The 15,809-nt window shown below is 65.0% G+C and carries 13 protein-coding genes; 3 read left to right on the top strand and 10 right to left on the bottom strand.

The window, feature by feature from the left end; genetic code table 11:
• Window positions 1-43: 43 nt before the first annotated feature.
• From ACVJ5M_RS23445 to ACVJ5M_RS23415, 7 genes are all read right to left on the bottom strand, one after another.
• Window positions 44-280: a twin-arginine translocase TatA/TatE family subunit gene (locus ACVJ5M_RS23445; protein ID WP_028156107.1), complete on the bottom strand. Its 237-nt coding sequence runs from the start codon at window positions 278-280 to the stop codon at window positions 44-46.
• Window positions 281-447: 167 nt separating this feature from the next.
• Window positions 448-1,197 (bottom strand): SMC-Scp complex subunit ScpB, encoded by a 750-nt coding sequence (gene scpB, locus ACVJ5M_RS23440; RefSeq protein ID WP_283016612.1) that lies wholly within the window; start codon window positions 1,195-1,197, stop codon window positions 448-450.
• A gap of 21 nt (window positions 1,198-1,218) precedes the next feature.
• Entirely contained in the window at window positions 1,219-2,058 is an 840-nt protein-coding gene (locus ACVJ5M_RS23435; protein WP_063983110.1) for a segregation and condensation protein A, read from the bottom strand.
• On the bottom strand, window positions 2,055-3,083 hold the full coding sequence (gene nagZ, locus ACVJ5M_RS23430) for a beta-N-acetylhexosaminidase (RefSeq protein WP_283016613.1): 1,029 nt from the start codon (window positions 3,081-3,083) through the stop codon (window positions 2,055-2,057). Before nagZ ends, ACVJ5M_RS23435 begins: the two co-directional genes overlap by 4 nt.
• A gap of 46 nt (window positions 3,084-3,129) precedes the next feature.
• Complete coding sequence (locus ACVJ5M_RS23425) at window positions 3,130-4,731, bottom strand: SPOR domain-containing protein (protein WP_354100143.1); 1,602 nt, start codon at window positions 4,729-4,731, stop codon at window positions 3,130-3,132.
• 141 nt (window positions 4,732-4,872) lie between these two features.
• Window positions 4,873-6,663, bottom strand: coding sequence for an arginine--tRNA ligase (gene argS / locus ACVJ5M_RS23420; RefSeq protein WP_283016614.1), 1,791 nt, complete (start codon window positions 6,661-6,663; stop codon window positions 4,873-4,875).
• Window positions 6,664-6,672: 9 nt separating this feature from the next.
• On the bottom strand, window positions 6,673-7,881 hold the full coding sequence (locus ACVJ5M_RS23415) for a deoxyguanosinetriphosphate triphosphohydrolase (protein ID WP_283016615.1): 1,209 nt from the start codon (window positions 7,879-7,881) through the stop codon (window positions 6,673-6,675).
• Between the two features lie 123 nt (window positions 7,882-8,004).
• Here ACVJ5M_RS23415 and erpA point away from each other — a divergent pair, with 123 nt between their 5' ends.
• Window positions 8,005-8,334 carry an iron-sulfur cluster insertion protein ErpA gene (erpA, locus tag ACVJ5M_RS23410; RefSeq protein ID WP_014495044.1) on the top strand — a complete coding sequence of 110 codons (330 nt, stop codon included), beginning with the start codon at window positions 8,005-8,007 and terminating at the stop codon, window positions 8,332-8,334.
• Between the two features lie 241 nt (window positions 8,335-8,575).
• The gene (locus ACVJ5M_RS23405) at window positions 8,576-9,478 is read left to right on the top strand and encodes a hypothetical protein (RefSeq protein ID WP_283016616.1); all 903 of its coding nucleotides are present in this window, start codon (window positions 8,576-8,578) and stop codon (window positions 9,476-9,478) included.
• Between the two features lie 68 nt (window positions 9,479-9,546).
• Here ACVJ5M_RS23405 and ACVJ5M_RS23400 read toward each other — a convergent pair whose 3' ends face one another.
• A complete protein-coding gene (locus ACVJ5M_RS23400; protein ID WP_283016617.1) occupies window positions 9,547-11,877 on the bottom strand; it encodes a hybrid sensor histidine kinase/response regulator in 2,331 nt (776 codons plus the stop codon).
• Between the two features lie 133 nt (window positions 11,878-12,010).
• On the opposite strand from ACVJ5M_RS23400, the gene xth reads away from it, so the two are divergent.
• Window positions 12,011-12,808: an exodeoxyribonuclease III gene (xth, locus tag ACVJ5M_RS23395; protein ID WP_283016618.1), complete on the top strand. Its 798-nt coding sequence runs from the start codon at window positions 12,011-12,013 to the stop codon at window positions 12,806-12,808.
• A gap of 82 nt (window positions 12,809-12,890) precedes the next feature.
• On the opposite strand, the gene ACVJ5M_RS23390 is transcribed toward xth, so the two are convergent.
• Complete coding sequence (locus tag ACVJ5M_RS23390) at window positions 12,891-13,721, bottom strand: tetratricopeptide repeat protein (protein WP_071913596.1); 831 nt, start codon at window positions 13,719-13,721, stop codon at window positions 12,891-12,893.
• The gene (ilvD, locus tag ACVJ5M_RS23385) at window positions 13,708-15,432 is read right to left on the bottom strand and encodes a dihydroxy-acid dehydratase (RefSeq protein WP_247305303.1); all 1,725 of its coding nucleotides are present in this window, start codon (window positions 15,430-15,432) and stop codon (window positions 13,708-13,710) included. The genes ACVJ5M_RS23390 and ilvD overlap by 14 nt, the downstream gene beginning before the upstream one ends.
• Window positions 15,433-15,809: the final 377 nt, after the last annotated feature.

Here is a 15,809-nt window from a genome sequence, read left to right as displayed (position 1 = left end):
CGCTTAGGATCGGCGCCGTCACCCGCGTCTCGCGTACGCTTACTCAGACGGCCTTGCTGCCGACGTCGGACCGGGCCGCGGTCGGCGGCGCGGCGGCGTGCTCGATCGACTTGGCCGGCTCGGGCTTGTCGGCGACCTTGTCGTCGTCCTGCATGCCCTTCTTGAAGGCCTTGATGCCCTGGGCCACGTCGCCCATCAGATCCGAAATCTTGCCGCGGCCGAACAGCAGCAGGACGACTGCGATCACCAGGATCCAGTGCCAAATGCTAAGCGAACCCATCCTGCAACCCTCCAAACACACCTGGCCGGGGACCCGGCCGATCTTCCCGGAAACCTAGGCTTGGCAGGCCTCAAAAACAAGGACCAAGGCAGCGCCAATTCGCTGTTGGCGCTACGTAATCTTGCCAGTGTTAACTGGTCGCAGGGAGCCTCTAAACGGCCGGGACGTCAGTCCTCGCTGCCACCCTCGCCGCCCTCATTGCCGCCTTCCGGCGTCTCGGGCTCGACCGCAGGCGCCAGCGCCAGATCCAGGTCCTCGCCCGGTTCCAACGGATCCTCGTCCTCGCGCAGCTGCGGGTCATCCGACGGGGTCGGCACGCTGAATCCGGTCGGCAGGCGCGAATCCAGCAGGCCCGTGCCCTTCAGCTCCTCCAGGCCCGGCAGATCGCCAAGCTGTTCCAGGGTGAACTGCGACAGGAAGTCCTCGGTGGTTCCGAAGGTCAAGGGGCGGCCGGGCGTCTTGCGACGACCGCGCGGCTTGATCCAGCCGGTCTCCAGCAGCACGTCGAGCGTGCCCTTCGAGGTGACGACGCCGCGGATCTCTTCGATCTCGGCGCGCGTCACCGGCTGGTGATAGGCGATGATCGCCAGCACCTCGATCGCGGCACGCGACAGGCGGCGGGTCTCGGTGCTCTCCCGCGTCATCAGCCAGGCGAGATCGCCGGCCGTGCGGAAGGTCCATTTGTTGGCGACGCGCACGAGATTGACGCCGCGCAAGGCATAGTCGGCCTGGAGCTGTTCGAGCGCAGCCTTGACGTCGACCCCATCAGGCATGCGCTTGGCCAGCGTCGCGGTGTCCAGCGGTTCATTCGAAGCAAACAGCAGCGCTTCCAGCAGCCGGAGCTCTTCAGGACGTGCCTGGGACTCGTTCCCCATCGGCTCGGCCTCTTCTACCCGCACTTCAGCCAGGCTTGCCATGGTAGCTTCTCCTTCTTGCACTTAACCGACCGGCGCATCAGGCGCAGGAGCTGCGTCCACGACCGGTTTCGGGCGCCCCTTCCGGAAATAGATGGGCGCGAACGCCTCTTTCTGGTTCAGCTCGAGCTGACCTTCACGCACCAGTTCGAGCGCAGCCGCAAAGCTCGAGGCGAGCACCGTCGCGCGCTGCGTCGGATCGGCAACGTGCCGGAGCAGAAAGTCGTCGAGAACGCCCCAGTCGTCCTGTTCGCTGATGCTGCCGACAAGCCGCTCCAGCGTGGCGCGCGCCTCGGCGAGCGACCACACCGTGCGCTTGGCCAGATGCACGCTCGCAAGCACGCGCGACTGGCGCTGCGCGGCATAGGCGGTGAGCAGGTCGTACAGCGTCGCGGTGTATTTCGGGTGCTTGATCTCCGCGATCTGCTCGGGCTCGCCGCGCGGAAAGATGTCGCGCAGCAATTGCTGCCTGTTCATCAGCCGGTTGGCGGCTTCGCGAATGGCTTCCAGCCGGCGCAGGCGGTTGGCGAGCGCGGTCGCCATCTCTTCTGCGCTCGGGCCTTCCGCACTCGGCGGCTCCGGCAGCAGCAGGCGCGACTTCAGGAAGGCAAGCCAGGCCGCCATCACGAGATAATCGGCAGCAAGCTCCAGCCGGATCTTTCGCGCGGCTTCGATGAAGTGGAGGTACTGGTCGGCCAGCGCCAGGATCGAGATCTTGGCGAGATCGACCTTCTGCTGCCGCGCCAGCGCGAGCAGCAGGTCGAGCGGGCCCTCATAGCCCTCGACGTCCACCACCAACGCCGGCTCACCCTCGGCGAGCTCTGCAGGCCGCCCGGTTTCAAACGATAGGATTTCTGCGGTCATGCGGATGCCGTGTTTGCCCGTGCGATCAATGCGTCCAGTTCGGCGCGTGCGGCCGCCCGGTCGAACGGCTGCGGTGCCTTGCGCGACGCAAGTGCGGCCTTCGCGCGCGCCAGCGCCGTGCCGGACAGCTCAGATGTCTGGCCGGCGACCTCGCGCATCTCTTCAATGTTGCCGTTGCAATGCAGGGCCATGTCGCAGCCGGCCGCGAAGATGGCGCGGGTCCGTTCGGCGATATTCCCCGACAGCGCGTTCATCGACACGTCATCACTCATTAACAAACCCTGGAACCCGATCACGCCGCGAATCACCTGAGTGATCATTGTCGCAGAAGTCGTCGCCGGATGGGCGGGGTCGACCGCGCTAAACACAACATGTGCAGTCATGGCCATCGGCAGGTCGGCCAGCGGCTTGAATGCCGCAAAGTCGGTCCGGTCGAGCTCGTCCCTCGGAGCATCGACCGTCGGCAGTTTGAAATGGGTGTCGGCGGTGGCGCGTCCATGTCCGGGAATGTGCTTCAGAACCGGCAGCACGCCGCCCTGCTCCAGGCCCTCGGTGACCGCGCGCGCGATCGCGGCGACCTTGCCCGGCTCGGTGCCGTAAGCCCTGTTCCCAATGACGGCATCGGCACCCGGCACCGGCACGTCAGCCAGCGGCAGGCAATCCACGGTAATGCCGAGATCGGCGAGATCCGACGCAATCAGCCGGGCGCTGAGGCGCGCAGCCGTCAATCCAAGTACCGAATCAGCGTCGTACAAGGTCGAGAAAATCGCGCCCGGCGGATAGACCGGCCAGTGCGGCGGGCCCAGCCGCTGCACCCGGCCACCCTCCTGGTCGATCAGGACAGGCGCGTCAGCTGCGCCCGCAGCCGCCCGCAATTCCTCAACCAGCGCAGCAACTTGAGCCGGCGCCTCGACATTGCGCTTGAAGAGGATGAAGCCCCATGGGCGTTCGGCACGGATAAACTCCCGCTCGGCGGCTGTTAGTTCCGTTCCGGATACACCGGTAATGAAGGCCCGCGTGCTCATAACGGCCGATTAACCCTGCCCCGCGAGGGGGTCAAGGAAACGGCCGTTAATTCCTCTGGACGAAGCAGGCGGACAGGCCAGCGGACTTCAGGCTGTTGCAAGCCTGCGTCGCTTCCTCGGCCGAACCATAGGGTCCGGCGAAAGCGCGATAGACGACCCCCTTGCCCTTGTCGGTCAGATCAACCCGCTTGATCACCGGCGAGCGCGATCCGAGCACGCTGCCATATTTGCTCTGAAGCACCCGGTAGGACGCGGCTGCGCTGTCCTCGCTCTGCTGCGAGGAGACCTGCACGACGTAGCCGCCACCACCATTGCTGGCGGGCGTGATTTGAGTCGGGGTGGTCGCAGCCATCCGCTGCGGCACCTCCGCAACCGGCGTCGATTGCGGCGCAAGCGAGAGCGGCTGGGTGGCACTGGCATTGGCCGAAGTCGGCGGATTGCGCGGCGCAGGCGGTGCGGCGGGCGCGGCAACGGGCTTCGGCGCGGCTGCCGCCGACTTGGCGGCTGCGGATTGCGGCGCGGTGCTATCGGTCTGATCGCCCCTCACGGCCACAGTCCTGATCGAGCGTGGCGTGTTGGCCGGCAGCGTGCCGTTGCTCGGGATTGGACCCGCGCTTGGCGGCGGGATCGTGGACGGCGCGACGCTCGCCACCGACGGCGGGTTCGCGTTCTGGTTCAGTGGCGGGAACACCACACGCGGACCGCCCGCCTTGGCAGCGACGTCGACAGGTGCCTCTTCACGCGGCACGATCTTCTCGGAGCCATCGCCGCTCGCCATGCGATCCGGCACCTTGGCCGAGGAGTCGGTCGGCGCCGGCACGATCTTGGTCGGCGTGTTGTCCGCCTTGATGATCGGCGGCTCGCCGCTGCGGGGCGAACCGACATAGGTCTTGTAGGCGAAGGCCGCGCCAGTGCCGACCACGGCAAGCGCGAGGATCGCCGCGACCGTCATCATGCCGCCGCGCGGCTTCTTCGGCTCGTCGAGATCGGCCTCGGGATAGTCGCTCTGGAACGCGTAAGGATCATCCGGATAGGCGGGATCGCGCTGATAATCCTGCTCGCCACCCTCCAGCCGTCCATAGAGCGCGTCGTCGTAGCGTGCCGGATCGGGCGGCTGATGCGGCTCCTGATAGGCTTGCTCCTGGTAAGCCTGATCATGCTGCTGGTGAGCGCGGCCCTGATGGGCCTGATCCTGATAGGCCTGCGCTTGATGGGCCTGATCCTGGTAAGCGTGGTCCTGATAGGCCTGCGGCTGATGGAAATCAGGCTCGGGCGCGGTCGGCTGGGCTGAATAGCGGTGCAATGGATGAACCGGGTTCACAGAAACGGGATAGTCGGGCTGCTCGGGCGCGGGCTGCGGCTGCACGTTGGCGCGCCGCATCCATGAGGGCGGCCCGGGTTGAGCCGGCGGCGCCTGCTCGGCATAATCCTGCCGATAGTCGTCCTGCGGATAGTCGTGGTCCTGATAGCTCTGCGTTGGCGGTGCCGGCGGCTGCGCGCTCGGCCGTCCCTGCGCTGCAAATGGATCGGTCTGTCCGATCAGGCGGGCGAGTTCGGCCAAGGGATCGTTTTCCGCCTTCCCATGCTGATCGCCACCGCGACCATAGCCATCGGAAGGAAACGTTCTGTCCTGATATCGTTCGGCCATCGTGATGATGCGTCCCTTCGGGAAAGCCGCGCGCCCCTCGACCAAGGCGCGGCTTTCGACCCACAAGGCATTCAACCAAGTCTAAGCGGTCCGGCTTCTGCCGGTTACCCCCAAAATTCCCCTTAAGTAGTTCGCCCCAAACTACCGCATCTCGTCCGGAGCATGGACGCCGAGGATGGCGAGGCCCGATGCCAGGACAGAGACGACGCCCTGGACCATGGCCAGTCGCGCCTTTGTAAGATCTGCATCATTATTGATAATGAAGCGTAAATAGGGCAAATCGCGCCCCTTCGTCCAAAGTGCGTGAAATTCGCTCGCTAAGTCATAGAGATAGAAGGCAATTCGGTGCGGCTCATGGGCCGCGGCGGCGGCCTCCAGCATGCGCGGAAAAATTGCGAGGCGCTTGAGCAGCTCGAGCTCGACCGGGTCCGATAGTCGTTCCACCGCCGACTCGCCCAGCCACGCGATGCGCTTGCCGGTATCCTCAGGCAGTTCCGGGAACACTTCGGCCCGGGCGTTGCGGAAGATCGAGTGGCCGCGAGCGTGGCCGTACTGGACGTAGAATACCGGGTTGTCGCGCGACTGTTCCATGACCTTGGCGAGGTCGAAGTCGAGCACCGCGTCGTTCTTGCGGTAGAGCATCATGAAGCGGACGGCGTCCTGACCGACCTCATCCACCACCTCACGCAAGGTGACGAAGTCCCCGCTCCGCTTCGACATTTTCACCGGCTCGCCGTTGCGCAGCAACTTCACGAGCTGGACGATCTTGACGTCGAGCGCGCCCTTACCTGATGTCGTCGCCTTCACCGCCGCCTGCATGCGCTTGATGTAGCCGCCATGGTCGGCGCCCCACACGTCGATCATCTCGGCAAAGCCGCGGTCGAACTTGTTCTTGTGGTAGGCGATATCCGAGGCGAAGTAGGTATAGGAATTGTCCGACTTGATCAGCGGACGATCGACGTCGTCGCCGTAAGCGGTCGCCTTGAACAGGAGCTGCTCGCGGTCTTCCCAATCCTCGACCGGCGCGCCCTTCGGCGGCGGCAGGCGGCCCTCGTAGATGTCGCCCTTGGCCTTCAGGAAATCGATGGTCTCGGCGACCTTGTTGTTGCCGGTCTCGATCAGCGAGCGCTCCGAGAAAAACACGTCGTGGCGGATGTTGAGGGCTGCGAGATCGTCCTTGATCTCGTCCATCATCATCGCGATCGCCTTGGCGCGCACCGTCGGCAGCCACTCGGCCTCGCTCATCGCACGGAGCTTGTCGCCGTGCTCCTTCGCCAGCGCCGCGCCCACCGGCTTCAGATAGTCGCCGGGATACAGCCCTTCCGGGATCGCGCCGATGTTTTCGCCAAGTGCCTCGCGATACCTGAGGAAGGCGGAACGCGCGAGCGCGTCGACCTGGGCGCCAGCATCGTTGATGTAGTATTCGCGGGTGACGTCGTGGCCGCCGAACTGAAGCAGGCTCGCCAGCGCGTCGCCGAACACGGCGCCGCGGCAATGGCCGACATGCATCGGTCCGGTCGGATTGGCCGAGACATATTCGACATTGACCTTGGTGCCGCCGCGGACGCGGCCGTAGTCAGCTCCCTCGCGCAGCACGGTGCGCAGCGCCTCCGCCCAGGCGGCGGGCTTGAGCGTCAAATTGATGAAACCGGGACCGGCGACATCGACCTTGGCGATCAGCGCATCGGCGCGCAGCCGCTCGGCGATCTGCTCGGCGAGATCGCGCGGCTTTGCCTTTGCCTCTTTTGCAAGCACCATCGCGGCGTTGGTTGCCATGTCGCCATGGGAGGCATCGCGCGGCGGCTCGACCACCACGCGCGAGAAATCGATACCCTCGGGCCAGTTGGCGTCCGCCGCAAGCGTACGGCAGGCGGCGTGCACGCGTGCGAGCACGTCGGCGAACAGGTGCAGTGCTGAGGATGTGTCGGGCATGGCCGCCGCCTAACGCAAATCCGGGGTCGAGTCAAAGAGCCGCTGGTGCTCGGTCAGGGCGAAACGGTCGGTCATTCCGGCAATGAAATTGCCGATCCGGCGGGCCCGGTCGCCCTCATTGTCCGCCTCCGCCCCCAGCAGCCATTCCGGTGGCAGCTCTCCGGGCGATGTCAGGTATTTTGCGAACAGGTCGAACAGGATCTGTTCCGCCTCCCCCATCACCCGCATCACCCGCTTGTGACGGTACATGTGCTGATAGAGAAAGCGCTTGATGGCGGCCTCCTCCTCGGCAACCGCCGCCGGGAACGCGACCAGCGCCCGGCTCTGCCGGCGCACGTCCTGGGCCGATTGCGGTTTTACGACGGCGAGGTTCTTCTGCGCCTCCGAATACACCGCACCGATCAGGTGCGAGATCAGCTCGCGCACCAGCTCGGCGCCGCGCCTGACGTCTTCGAGATCGGGATAATGCGCCGAGGTCTCGGCAATGATCTCCGCGGTCAGCGGCATCACCTTGAGATCATCGAGATGGAACAGGCCGGCGCGCAGACCGTCATCGATGTCGTGGGCATCATAGGCGATGTCGTCGGCGATCGCGGCAACCTGCGCCTCCAGCGAGGCGAAGCTCCACAATTCGAGATCGTAGGTCTTGACGTAGTCGGCGATGCCGACCGGAATGCCGTGCTCGCGATAGGGCCCGACCGGCGCGCCGCTGCGATCCGTCAGCGGGCCGTTGTGCTTGACGATACCCTCCAGCGACTCCCAGGTCAGGTTGAGACCGTCGAACTCCGGATAGCGGTGCTCGAGCGACGCAACGACCCGCAAGGTCTGGGCGTTGTGGTCGAAGCCGCCGAAATCCTTCAGGCAGGCATCCAGCGCCCGCTCGCCGGCGTGCCCGAACGGCGGATGGCCGAGATCATGAGCCAGCGCCAACGTTTCCGTGAGGTCCTCGTCCAGTCCGAGCTGCCGGGCCAGGGCGCGAGCGATCTGCGCCACCTCCAGCGAATGGGTCAGCCGGGTGCGGTAGTGGTCGCCCTCGTGGAACACGAAGACCTGGGTCTTGTACTTCAGGCGGCGGAACGCAGTGGAATGGATCACCCGGTCGCAATCCCGCCGGAACGGGCTGCGGGTCCGGCTCGGCGGCTCCACGACCAGCCGGCCGCGGCTGCGGTCGGGGTCGCAGGCATAGGGCGCACGGGGGGCTGCCATTCCGACGGACACGACGAATTTAGTCCCTATCCATTTGATTCTGCGTATGCTTGCACTTAACTATGCCGGACGCGGGATACCAAATGAATTGGGCAAGTGAACTTGGTATGACCGCGGGACTATCGGAGACGAGCAATGACGACTGACGTGACCATCAGTGACCGCGCCGCACGCCGGATTGGGGAGATCCTCAAGGGCGAAGGTTCTGGCGCGATGCTGCGCATCTCCGTCGAGGGCGGCGGCTGCTCGGGCTTCCAGTACAAGTTCGACATCGACCGCGACCGCACCGACGACGATCTCGTGATCGAGCAGGAGAATGCGGTTGTGCTGGTCGATTCCGCCTCCCAGCCGTTCCTGGCGGGCTCGCAGGTCGATTTCGTCGACGATCTGATCGGCGCCTCGTTCCGCGTCAACAATCCCAATGCGACGGCGTCCTGCGGCTGCGGGACCAGCTTCTCGATCTAGCCCGACTTAAAATCTGAAAAACAACCCCATGCAAAGTAGCCGGGAGCCGGCACGATGCATTTCGGATTTTACGAAAATCGTTTGACGCGTCGGGCAAATCAGGGGTAATTTGTGATCATCGCGAGGTCCCCAAGGGGGCTCGGCGGGTCCGATACAGTCTGACGCCGAAGCGGCCCCTGTCCAATCATTCTAGAAAGCTTAAATCTCGTCAGCGGCGCCAGTAGCGGTATTAAATTATCGAATGCGCATTTTCGATCGTCTGTTCTCTTGCCTCGCTCTATTCCTTGCAATCGCAGCCGTCCCGGTGCTTCCCGCGCGCGCGGCCGAAACCTGCCCGTTCATCAGCGCCCAGGAGCTCGCCCGCGCGATGCCGGCGCTCAAATGGTCACTGATTTCAAATCAGGACGGCCGCGGCTGCATCTACCAGGGCGGGCGCGGCGACACGATGATGTTGACCGTGTTCCGCAATCCCGACAAGGACCGCGCCAGGGAATTGTACGCGACCTTCGTCAAGACGCTTGGTGAGCGCATGCCGCTGAACGCGGTCGCGGGGATCGGCGACGAAGGCCAGGGCGGAACGAGCGCCGCCGGCGCGGAACGCCAGGAAGCCTCGGTCGTCGCCTTGTCCGGCGATTACATTCTGCAGATCAGCGTCTATCCGATCGGCCGCCGTGCCGACGACGCGCTGCTCGGACCGCTCACAGATGCCGCGCGCGTTGCCATCGCCAACGTGAGCAAGAGCAGCGAGCGGTTTGGCAATTGCGAGTGGCTCACGGCCGCCGATGCCGACGGCTTTCTCGACAAGAGCACGCTGACGGTCCAGCGGACCGGCGCCGGCAGCTGCATGATGTTCGATCGCGAGGCCAATACCATGACCGTCGCGGTGATCGCGATCTCGCGCGACACGGTCATCAGCATGATGAAGCGCTCGGGCCCGTGCAAACATTTGGCGATACCCGAGCTCGGCAGTGAAGCGTTCGGCGAGCATTCCTGCACCAAGGGCAACGGTAACGCCGTCAACATCTATGTTCGGAAGAACGGCAGGCAGGCTTCGATCCTGTTCGCGCCGGTCAAGCCGCATCCCGAGTCCGGCTCGGTCGAGCGCCTGAAGGCGGTCGCCGGGCGCGTCTATGGAAAACTGTAGCGGCGCCGCGTTACATTGCCGGCGCACGCGCCAGTAGCTCAGCGGGACCAGCTTCTCGATCTGACCGGCTAGACGCCGGTCATCTGCCTTTCCTCGTCCGTCCACGCGACGTCGATCGGCGTCAGCTCCGGCTGAAGCGGCGCGTCCTCCGACATCGTGTGGCCGTCGAGCGCGCGCAGCAAGACGGCGGCGAGCGCGGGCTTACGCAGCGGCTTTGCCAAAAAATCCGACATGCCGGCCTCGCGGCAGATCTTGACGTCCTCGGGGAAGGCGTTGGCGGTCAGCGCGACGATCGGCAAGGCTTCGAAACGCCCGCCCTGCGCGCGGATCGCCCGCGTCGCGGCAAGGCCGTCCATGTCCGGCATGCGCACGTCCATCAGCACGACATCGTAGTCGCTCTCCGAGGCAGCCTCGACCGCCTGGACGCCGTCGGTGACGACGCGCAGCTCGACCTCGAACGCCCCCAACATCTTGGTCACGACCATGCGGTTGACGGCATCGTCCTCGGCCACCAGCACCTTCAGCGGCCGGTCGAGCCCTGCGATCCGTGCCTTCAGCTCGTCGGCTTCATCGCTGCCCGCCGCCTGGTCGGAGACCTGCGCCTGGCTCCAGGGCAGCACCAGCGTGAAGCGGAAGGTCGAGCCCTCGCCCGGCGTCGAGGTGACGCCGATGGTGCCGCCCATCTGCTCGATGATGCGTCGGGAGATCGCAAGCCCAAGCCCGGTGCCGCCAAAGCGGCGGCTGATCGAGGCGTCGGCCTGCGCGAAGTCGGAGAACAACTCCCCGAGCTTCTCGGGCGCGATGCCGATGCCGCTGTCGGTCACGGTCCATTCGACGGTCGCAAGCAGATCGCGGCGCGCCTGGCAGGTGGCCTTGATCGTCACCTCGCCTTCGTCGGTGAACTTTACCGCGTTGGAGGCGAGGTTGAGCAGCACCTGCCGGATCCGCGCGACATCACCGCGCAGCGTCGGCGGCAGGTTCGGATCGAGCTCGACCTTGACGGCGAGCCCCTTGCTCTTGGCGCCTGCGCGCACGACGGTCGCAACCGTCTCGACCAGCGCCTGCGGCGCAAAGTCGATCGCCTCGAACGCGAAGCGTCCGGCCTCGAGCTTGGACAGATCGAGGATATCGTTGAGGATGCGCTGGAGATTGTCGCCGGACTCGCGGATCGAGGTGACGGCCTCGTGCTGCTCCGGATCGAGCTTGGTTTCCAGCAGCATGCTGGCAAGCCCGAGCACGCCGTTCATGGGCGTGCGGATCTCGTGGCTCATCACCGCGAGGAAGTCGGACTTGGCGCGGCTCTCGGCCTCCGCCTTTTCCGCGCGCCAGCGCTCGGTGACGTCGCGGCCGAAGCCGCGATAGCCGAGGAACAGGCCGTCGCGGTCGTAGGCCGGCTTCGCGGTGAGCGACCACAGCCGCGCTTCGCCGCCGGCGACGACCTTGAGGTTCATCTCGTGCAGCGGCTCGCTCTGCTCCATCAGGCCGACGACGTTGTAGGCTGCGCTCTTGTCGTCGGGACAGAGCATGTCGAGCACGTCGACGAAATGCGAGCCCTTCAGCAATGGAAGCGGAAGCTGCGCCACTTCGGCGAAGCGTTGGGGCACGTCGACGAGATGCCCTTCGGCGTCGGTCTGCCACAACCAGTCGCTGGCGTTCTCCTGAAAGTCCTTCAACAGCAGCGAGATGATCTCGGTCTGACGTTCGAGCTCGAGCCGGGCCTTGAGATTGCCGAGGAACAGATTGCCCTGCGAGACGATGTTGCGCGCCATGAAGAACGCGAACAGCAGCAGGAACACCGCGGTCAGCAGATACGGCCCGGTGCCGCAGAGGAACAGCGCGCCGGCACAGGCCATCGTCACGGTCGCGAGATAGACGAGGCCCGCGCGCGGGAAGGTCGACAGCGTGAAGGCGCCGCCGGACATCATGCCGACCATCAGGCAGGCCAGGATGAGCTGACTGGTCGGCTCGACCCGGCTGAACAGCGCGAGCGGAAGCGTGCCCCAGATCGCCGCGAGGAAGAACGCCTGCCGCAGCATCTGCCGCGCGGCGCGCGGTGATGCTTCCTGCGGCGGGTTTTGATGCGACCGCCGCCACGCGCGCACGGCAAGCGAGGCGGTGACGGCGAGGGTCATGCCCCAGATCGCGAGGAAATCGTTCCAGCCCCTGCCCCAGAACAGGATCAGCACGATGGCGACGTTGAGCATGGTGACGGCCATGGTCACCGGGATCGCGCGCATCACCGCGTCGATCTGCTTGGCGCGGATGCGGCGCAGCTCGCGCTCGCTGAGATCGGCGGTCAGGCCGTCCTCGATCTCGAAGCCGCCGAGCCAGTACAGGAACGCGCCGATCAGGCCGTCGCGCGGCTCAGCTTGCTTCATGGATTTGTCCGGCCATCCCATTCGAAAAACCTTTTCGGCATCAATGGCCCGAGCCCGGCTTAAGCCGGGTTAATTTTGTGGGAGATTTTGCGGCGTCCTTGACGGGCGCGTTTGCAGTTTGTTCTAACCATGGCCCCTGCCCGGAGCCCCACCAATGCCCATCAGAATTGCTACCTGGAACGTGAACTCGGTCCGGCAGCGGATCGACCTGCTGCTGACCTGGCTGAAGGAATGCCAGCCGGACATCGTCTGCCTCCAGGAGATCAAATGCGTCGACGAGGCCTTCCCGCGGCTGGAGATCGAGGCGCTGGGCTACAACGTGGTCACCCACGGTCAGAAGACCTTCAACGGCGTTGCTTTGCTCTCGAAGCTTCGCTTCGACGAGACCAAGTCGGGCCTCGCCGGCGACGACGAGGACGCCCATGCCCGTTTCCTCGAGGGCGTGGTCACGCTCAAGCACGGGGTGCTGCGCATCGCCTGCCTCTATTTGCCCAATGGCAATCCGGTCGGGACCGAGAAATATCCCTACAAGCTCAAATGGATGTCGCGGCTTCTTGAGTATTCGAGGGAGCGCCTCAAGGCCGAGGAGCCGCTGATCCTCGCAGGCGACTTCAACGTCATCCCGCATGCCCGCGACGTCCATAATCCCGCCGCCTGGACCGAGGACGCCCTGTTCAAGGCCGAGACGAGGGAGAGCTTTCAGTCCCTGCTGGGCCTCGGCCTCACCGACGCCCTGCGCGCGGTCACCGACGAGCCCGGGCTCTACACCTTCTGGGACTACCAGGCCGGCGCCTGGCAGAAGAACCATGGCTTGAGGATCGACCATCTGCTGCTGTCGCCGCAGGCCAGCGACCGGCTCGCCAATGTCGGCATCGACAGCTATGTGCGGGCTTGGGAGAAGCCGTCGGACCACGTGCCGGTATGGGCGGATCTGAATCTGGAGGCGGCTTAAGCTGGTGCGCGGAGGTGCTGGATGGAGCTTGCGGACTGCGCTTTGCGCAGCCGCGGGCTAACCTACCCGGCTGGGGTACCTACTACCGGCGGCCCTGAACGCCCTGCACCCACTGTTCCAGCATTTGCAGGCACATAGCGCGGTCGTCGTCCGAGGCCTTGGCGAAAGCGCGATTGTAGCTTTCCTTGATCCAGGTTTCCTCGATACCGGCGCTGTCACGCGCCAGCGTCAGCCACATCAGGCCGCGCGCGGCCTGCCGCGGCAGGCGGTCGCCATTGAACAGCATCTGGCCGAGCAGCGCCTGCGCCTCGTGCTGGCCCTTCTGAGCGGCAAGGCCAAGCCAGCGCGCGCCATAGCGGAAATCCTCGCGTGAAGCGTCCGGAGTCTTCAGATACAGCCGGGCGAGATCGTACTGCGCATCCGCATTGCCGAAATAGGAGGCCGCATAGGAGAACATCTCCCGCGCCCGGTCCGGATCCGACTTGATCTTCGAGTTCGGGATACCGCTCAAATAGTAGCGGCCGAGCGCGACGAAGGCGTTGGCCACGACCTGCGCCTGCGGCGCCGACGGGCTGTCCTCGGCATGCGCATTGGCGATGCGGCTGAAATATTCGAAGGCGCGCACATCGTCCTGGGCGACGCCGTCGCCATCGGCATACATGCGGCCAAGCTTGAACTGAGCGCCGGGATGACCGCCTTCGGCGGCATATTGCAGGGCGCTGAGCGAGGTTTCCTGGGGCGTGGTCGCCGGTGCCGCCACCTTGCTGCGCACGGCACCCGCGGCGCCCGGCAAGGTGGTCACGACCGGGAGGGCCGCATCCTTGCTGGCCGAGCCGTCAAAGGCGAGCGCCGGCGCGGCCAGCGCACCGACCCCCAACACAAACGCAACTATGGCACGCCTAGATGTCCGCATAGCACTGTTTCTCGTGCGCGCCGCCCGGATGGGTCACTGCCCCACCGACCGCTGGTCCAACCTGCTGAGCATACTTCCAGAGCGCACCCGACGTGTGGTTAGTCGCGCGAGCGCTCCATTTGGTCTTGCGCTGGGCGAGCTCTTGGTCGCTCAATTTTACGTTAAGGGTACCTACGACCGCGTCGATCTCGATGATGTCGCCATCCTCGAGCAGCCCGATCGGGCCGCCGATGGCGGCTTCCGGCCCGACATGGCCGATGCAGAAGCCGCGGGTGGCGCCGGAGAAGCGGCCGTCGGTGATGAGCGCGATCTTGCCGCCCATGCCCTGGCCGGTCAGCGCCGCGGTGGTCTGGAGCATTTCCCGCATGCCGGGACCGCCCTTGGGGCCCTCGTAGCGGATCACGATGACTTCGCCTTCGCGGTAGGTGCGGTTCTGGACGGCCTCAAAGGCGTCCTCTTCCCGGTCGAAGCATCGCGCCGGACCGGTGAACCTCAGGTTAGACATTCCCGCGACTTTCACGATCGCACCTTCTGGCGCCAAATTGCCCTTCAGACCAACCACACCACCGGTGACGGTGATCGGCTTGTCTGCCGGGTGCACCACATCCTGGTGCGGATTCCACTTAACGCTTTTGAGGTTTTCGGCGATCGTTCGACCGGTGACCGTAATGCAGTCACCGTGGAGAAATCCGTTGTCGAGCAGCGTCTTCATCAGAAGCGGTATGCCACCTACTTCAAACATGTCTTTGGCGACATAACGGCCACCCGGCTTCAAATCCGCGACATATGGTGTCTTTTTGAAGATTTCGGCGACGTCGAACAGGTCGAACTTGATGCCGCACTCATGCGCGATTGCCGGCAGGTGCAGTGCAGCATTGGTCGAGCCACCGGACGCCGCGACCACGGCGGCGGCGTTCTCAAGCGCCTTCCGTGTCACGATGTCGCGCGGCCGGAGGTTGGAGGCGATCAGGTCCATGACCTTCTCGCCCGCGGTCATGCAGAAAGCGTCGCGGATCTCATACGGTGCCGGGGCGCCGGCCGAGTACGGCAGCGCCAGGCCGATCGCCTCGGAGACGGTCGCCATGGTGTTGGCGGTGAACTGCGCACCGCAGGCGCCCGCCGAGGGGCAGGCCACGCGCTCGATCTCGTCGAGGTCCTCGTCCGACATGGCGCCGACCGAGTGCTTGCCGACCGCCTCGAACATGTCCTGCACGGTGACCTGCTGTCCGCGGAAATTGCCGGGCAGGATCGAGCCGCCGTAGATGAAGATCGAGGGCACGTTGAGACGGACCATCGCCATCATCATGCCCGGCAGCGACTTGTCGCAACCGGCAAGGCCCACGAGCGCATCATAGGCGTGGCCGCGCACGGTCAGCTCGACGGAATCGGCGATGCACTCGCGCGACGGCAGCGACGAGCGCATGCCGTCATGGCCCATGGCGATGCCGTCGGTGACGGTGATGGTGCAGAATTCACGGGGGGTGCCGCCGGCCGACGCGACGCCCTTCTTCACCGCCTGGGCCTGGCGCATCAGGGAGATGTTGCAGGGGGCGGCCTCGTTCCAGCAGGAGGCGACGCCGACGAAGGGCTGGTGGATCTGCTCGGTAGTCAGACCCATGGCGTAGAAATAGGACCGGTGCGGCGCGCGCGTCGGGCCTTCCGTCACGTGACGGCTCGGCAGCCTCTGCTTGATGTCGGTCTTTGCGTCCATCGCGAACCAGTTTCCCCGGCCAACCCTTTCAGACCCGAAAAATCAGAGCCAAGATTTGAATCGACCTTGGGATTTTCCGTCCTTCGAAGACCGCCGATGCCCTTCAAACTTTAGAGCGATTTTATTCATGTTCGGGTGTGGCTAAAAAGCGGCGCTGATGCGAACGGACGGAGATAAGGGTTTAATCCAAGATGAGTGTTGCAGAGACAGCACAATCGTTACCGGGAAGACACGGGTTGGCTTACTGTAATACCCTCGTGATTATACCAATCCACAACTTGAGATTTCAAAGCCGCTCCGGCGCGCCCCAGCGCGGGTCTCGGGAACGGAGCGTGCCTCACCTGAGTCGCGGCGGCCCACAGTACCAACCCCGTCAT

The sequence above is a fragment of the Bradyrhizobium sp. S3.7.6 genome (assembly GCF_054061875.1).
Note: the sequence above shows the minus strand (reverse complement) of the source record. Positions and strands in the feature narration are given on the sequence as shown.

Coding starts and splice junctions, on each gene's coding strand:
- ACVJ5M_RS23445 (WP_028156107.1), bottom strand. CDS start 280: ATGGGTTCGCTTAGCATTTGGCACTGGATCCTGGTGATCGCAGTCGTC.
- scpB (WP_283016612.1), bottom strand. CDS start 1,197: ATGGCAAGCCTGGCTGAAGTGCGGGTAGAAGAGGCCGAGCCGATGGGG.
- ACVJ5M_RS23435 (WP_063983110.1), bottom strand. CDS start 2,058: ATGACCGCAGAAATCCTATCGTTTGAAACCGGGCGGCCTGCAGAGCTC.
- nagZ (WP_283016613.1), bottom strand. CDS start 3,083: ATGAGCACGCGGGCCTTCATTACCGGTGTATCCGGAACGGAACTAACA.
- ACVJ5M_RS23425 (WP_354100143.1), bottom strand. CDS start 4,731: ATGGCCGAACGATATCAGGACAGAACGTTTCCTTCCGATGGCTATGGT.
- argS (WP_283016614.1), bottom strand. CDS start 6,663: ATGCCCGACACATCCTCAGCACTGCACCTGTTCGCCGACGTGCTCGCA.
- erpA (WP_014495044.1), top strand. CDS start 8,005: ATGACGACTGACGTGACCATCAGTGACCGCGCCGCACGCCGGATTGGG.
- ACVJ5M_RS23405 (WP_283016616.1), top strand. CDS start 8,576: ATGCGCATTTTCGATCGTCTGTTCTCTTGCCTCGCTCTATTCCTTGCA.
- ACVJ5M_RS23400 (WP_283016617.1), bottom strand. CDS start 11,877: ATGGGATGGCCGGACAAATCCATGAAGCAAGCTGAGCCGCGCGACGGC.
- xth (WP_283016618.1), top strand. CDS start 12,011: ATGCCCATCAGAATTGCTACCTGGAACGTGAACTCGGTCCGGCAGCGG.
- ACVJ5M_RS23390 (WP_071913596.1), bottom strand. CDS start 13,721: ATGCGGACATCTAGGCGTGCCATAGTTGCGTTTGTGTTGGGGGTCGGT.
- ilvD (WP_247305303.1), bottom strand. CDS start 15,432: ATGGACGCAAAGACCGACATCAAGCAGAGGCTGCCGAGCCGTCACGTG.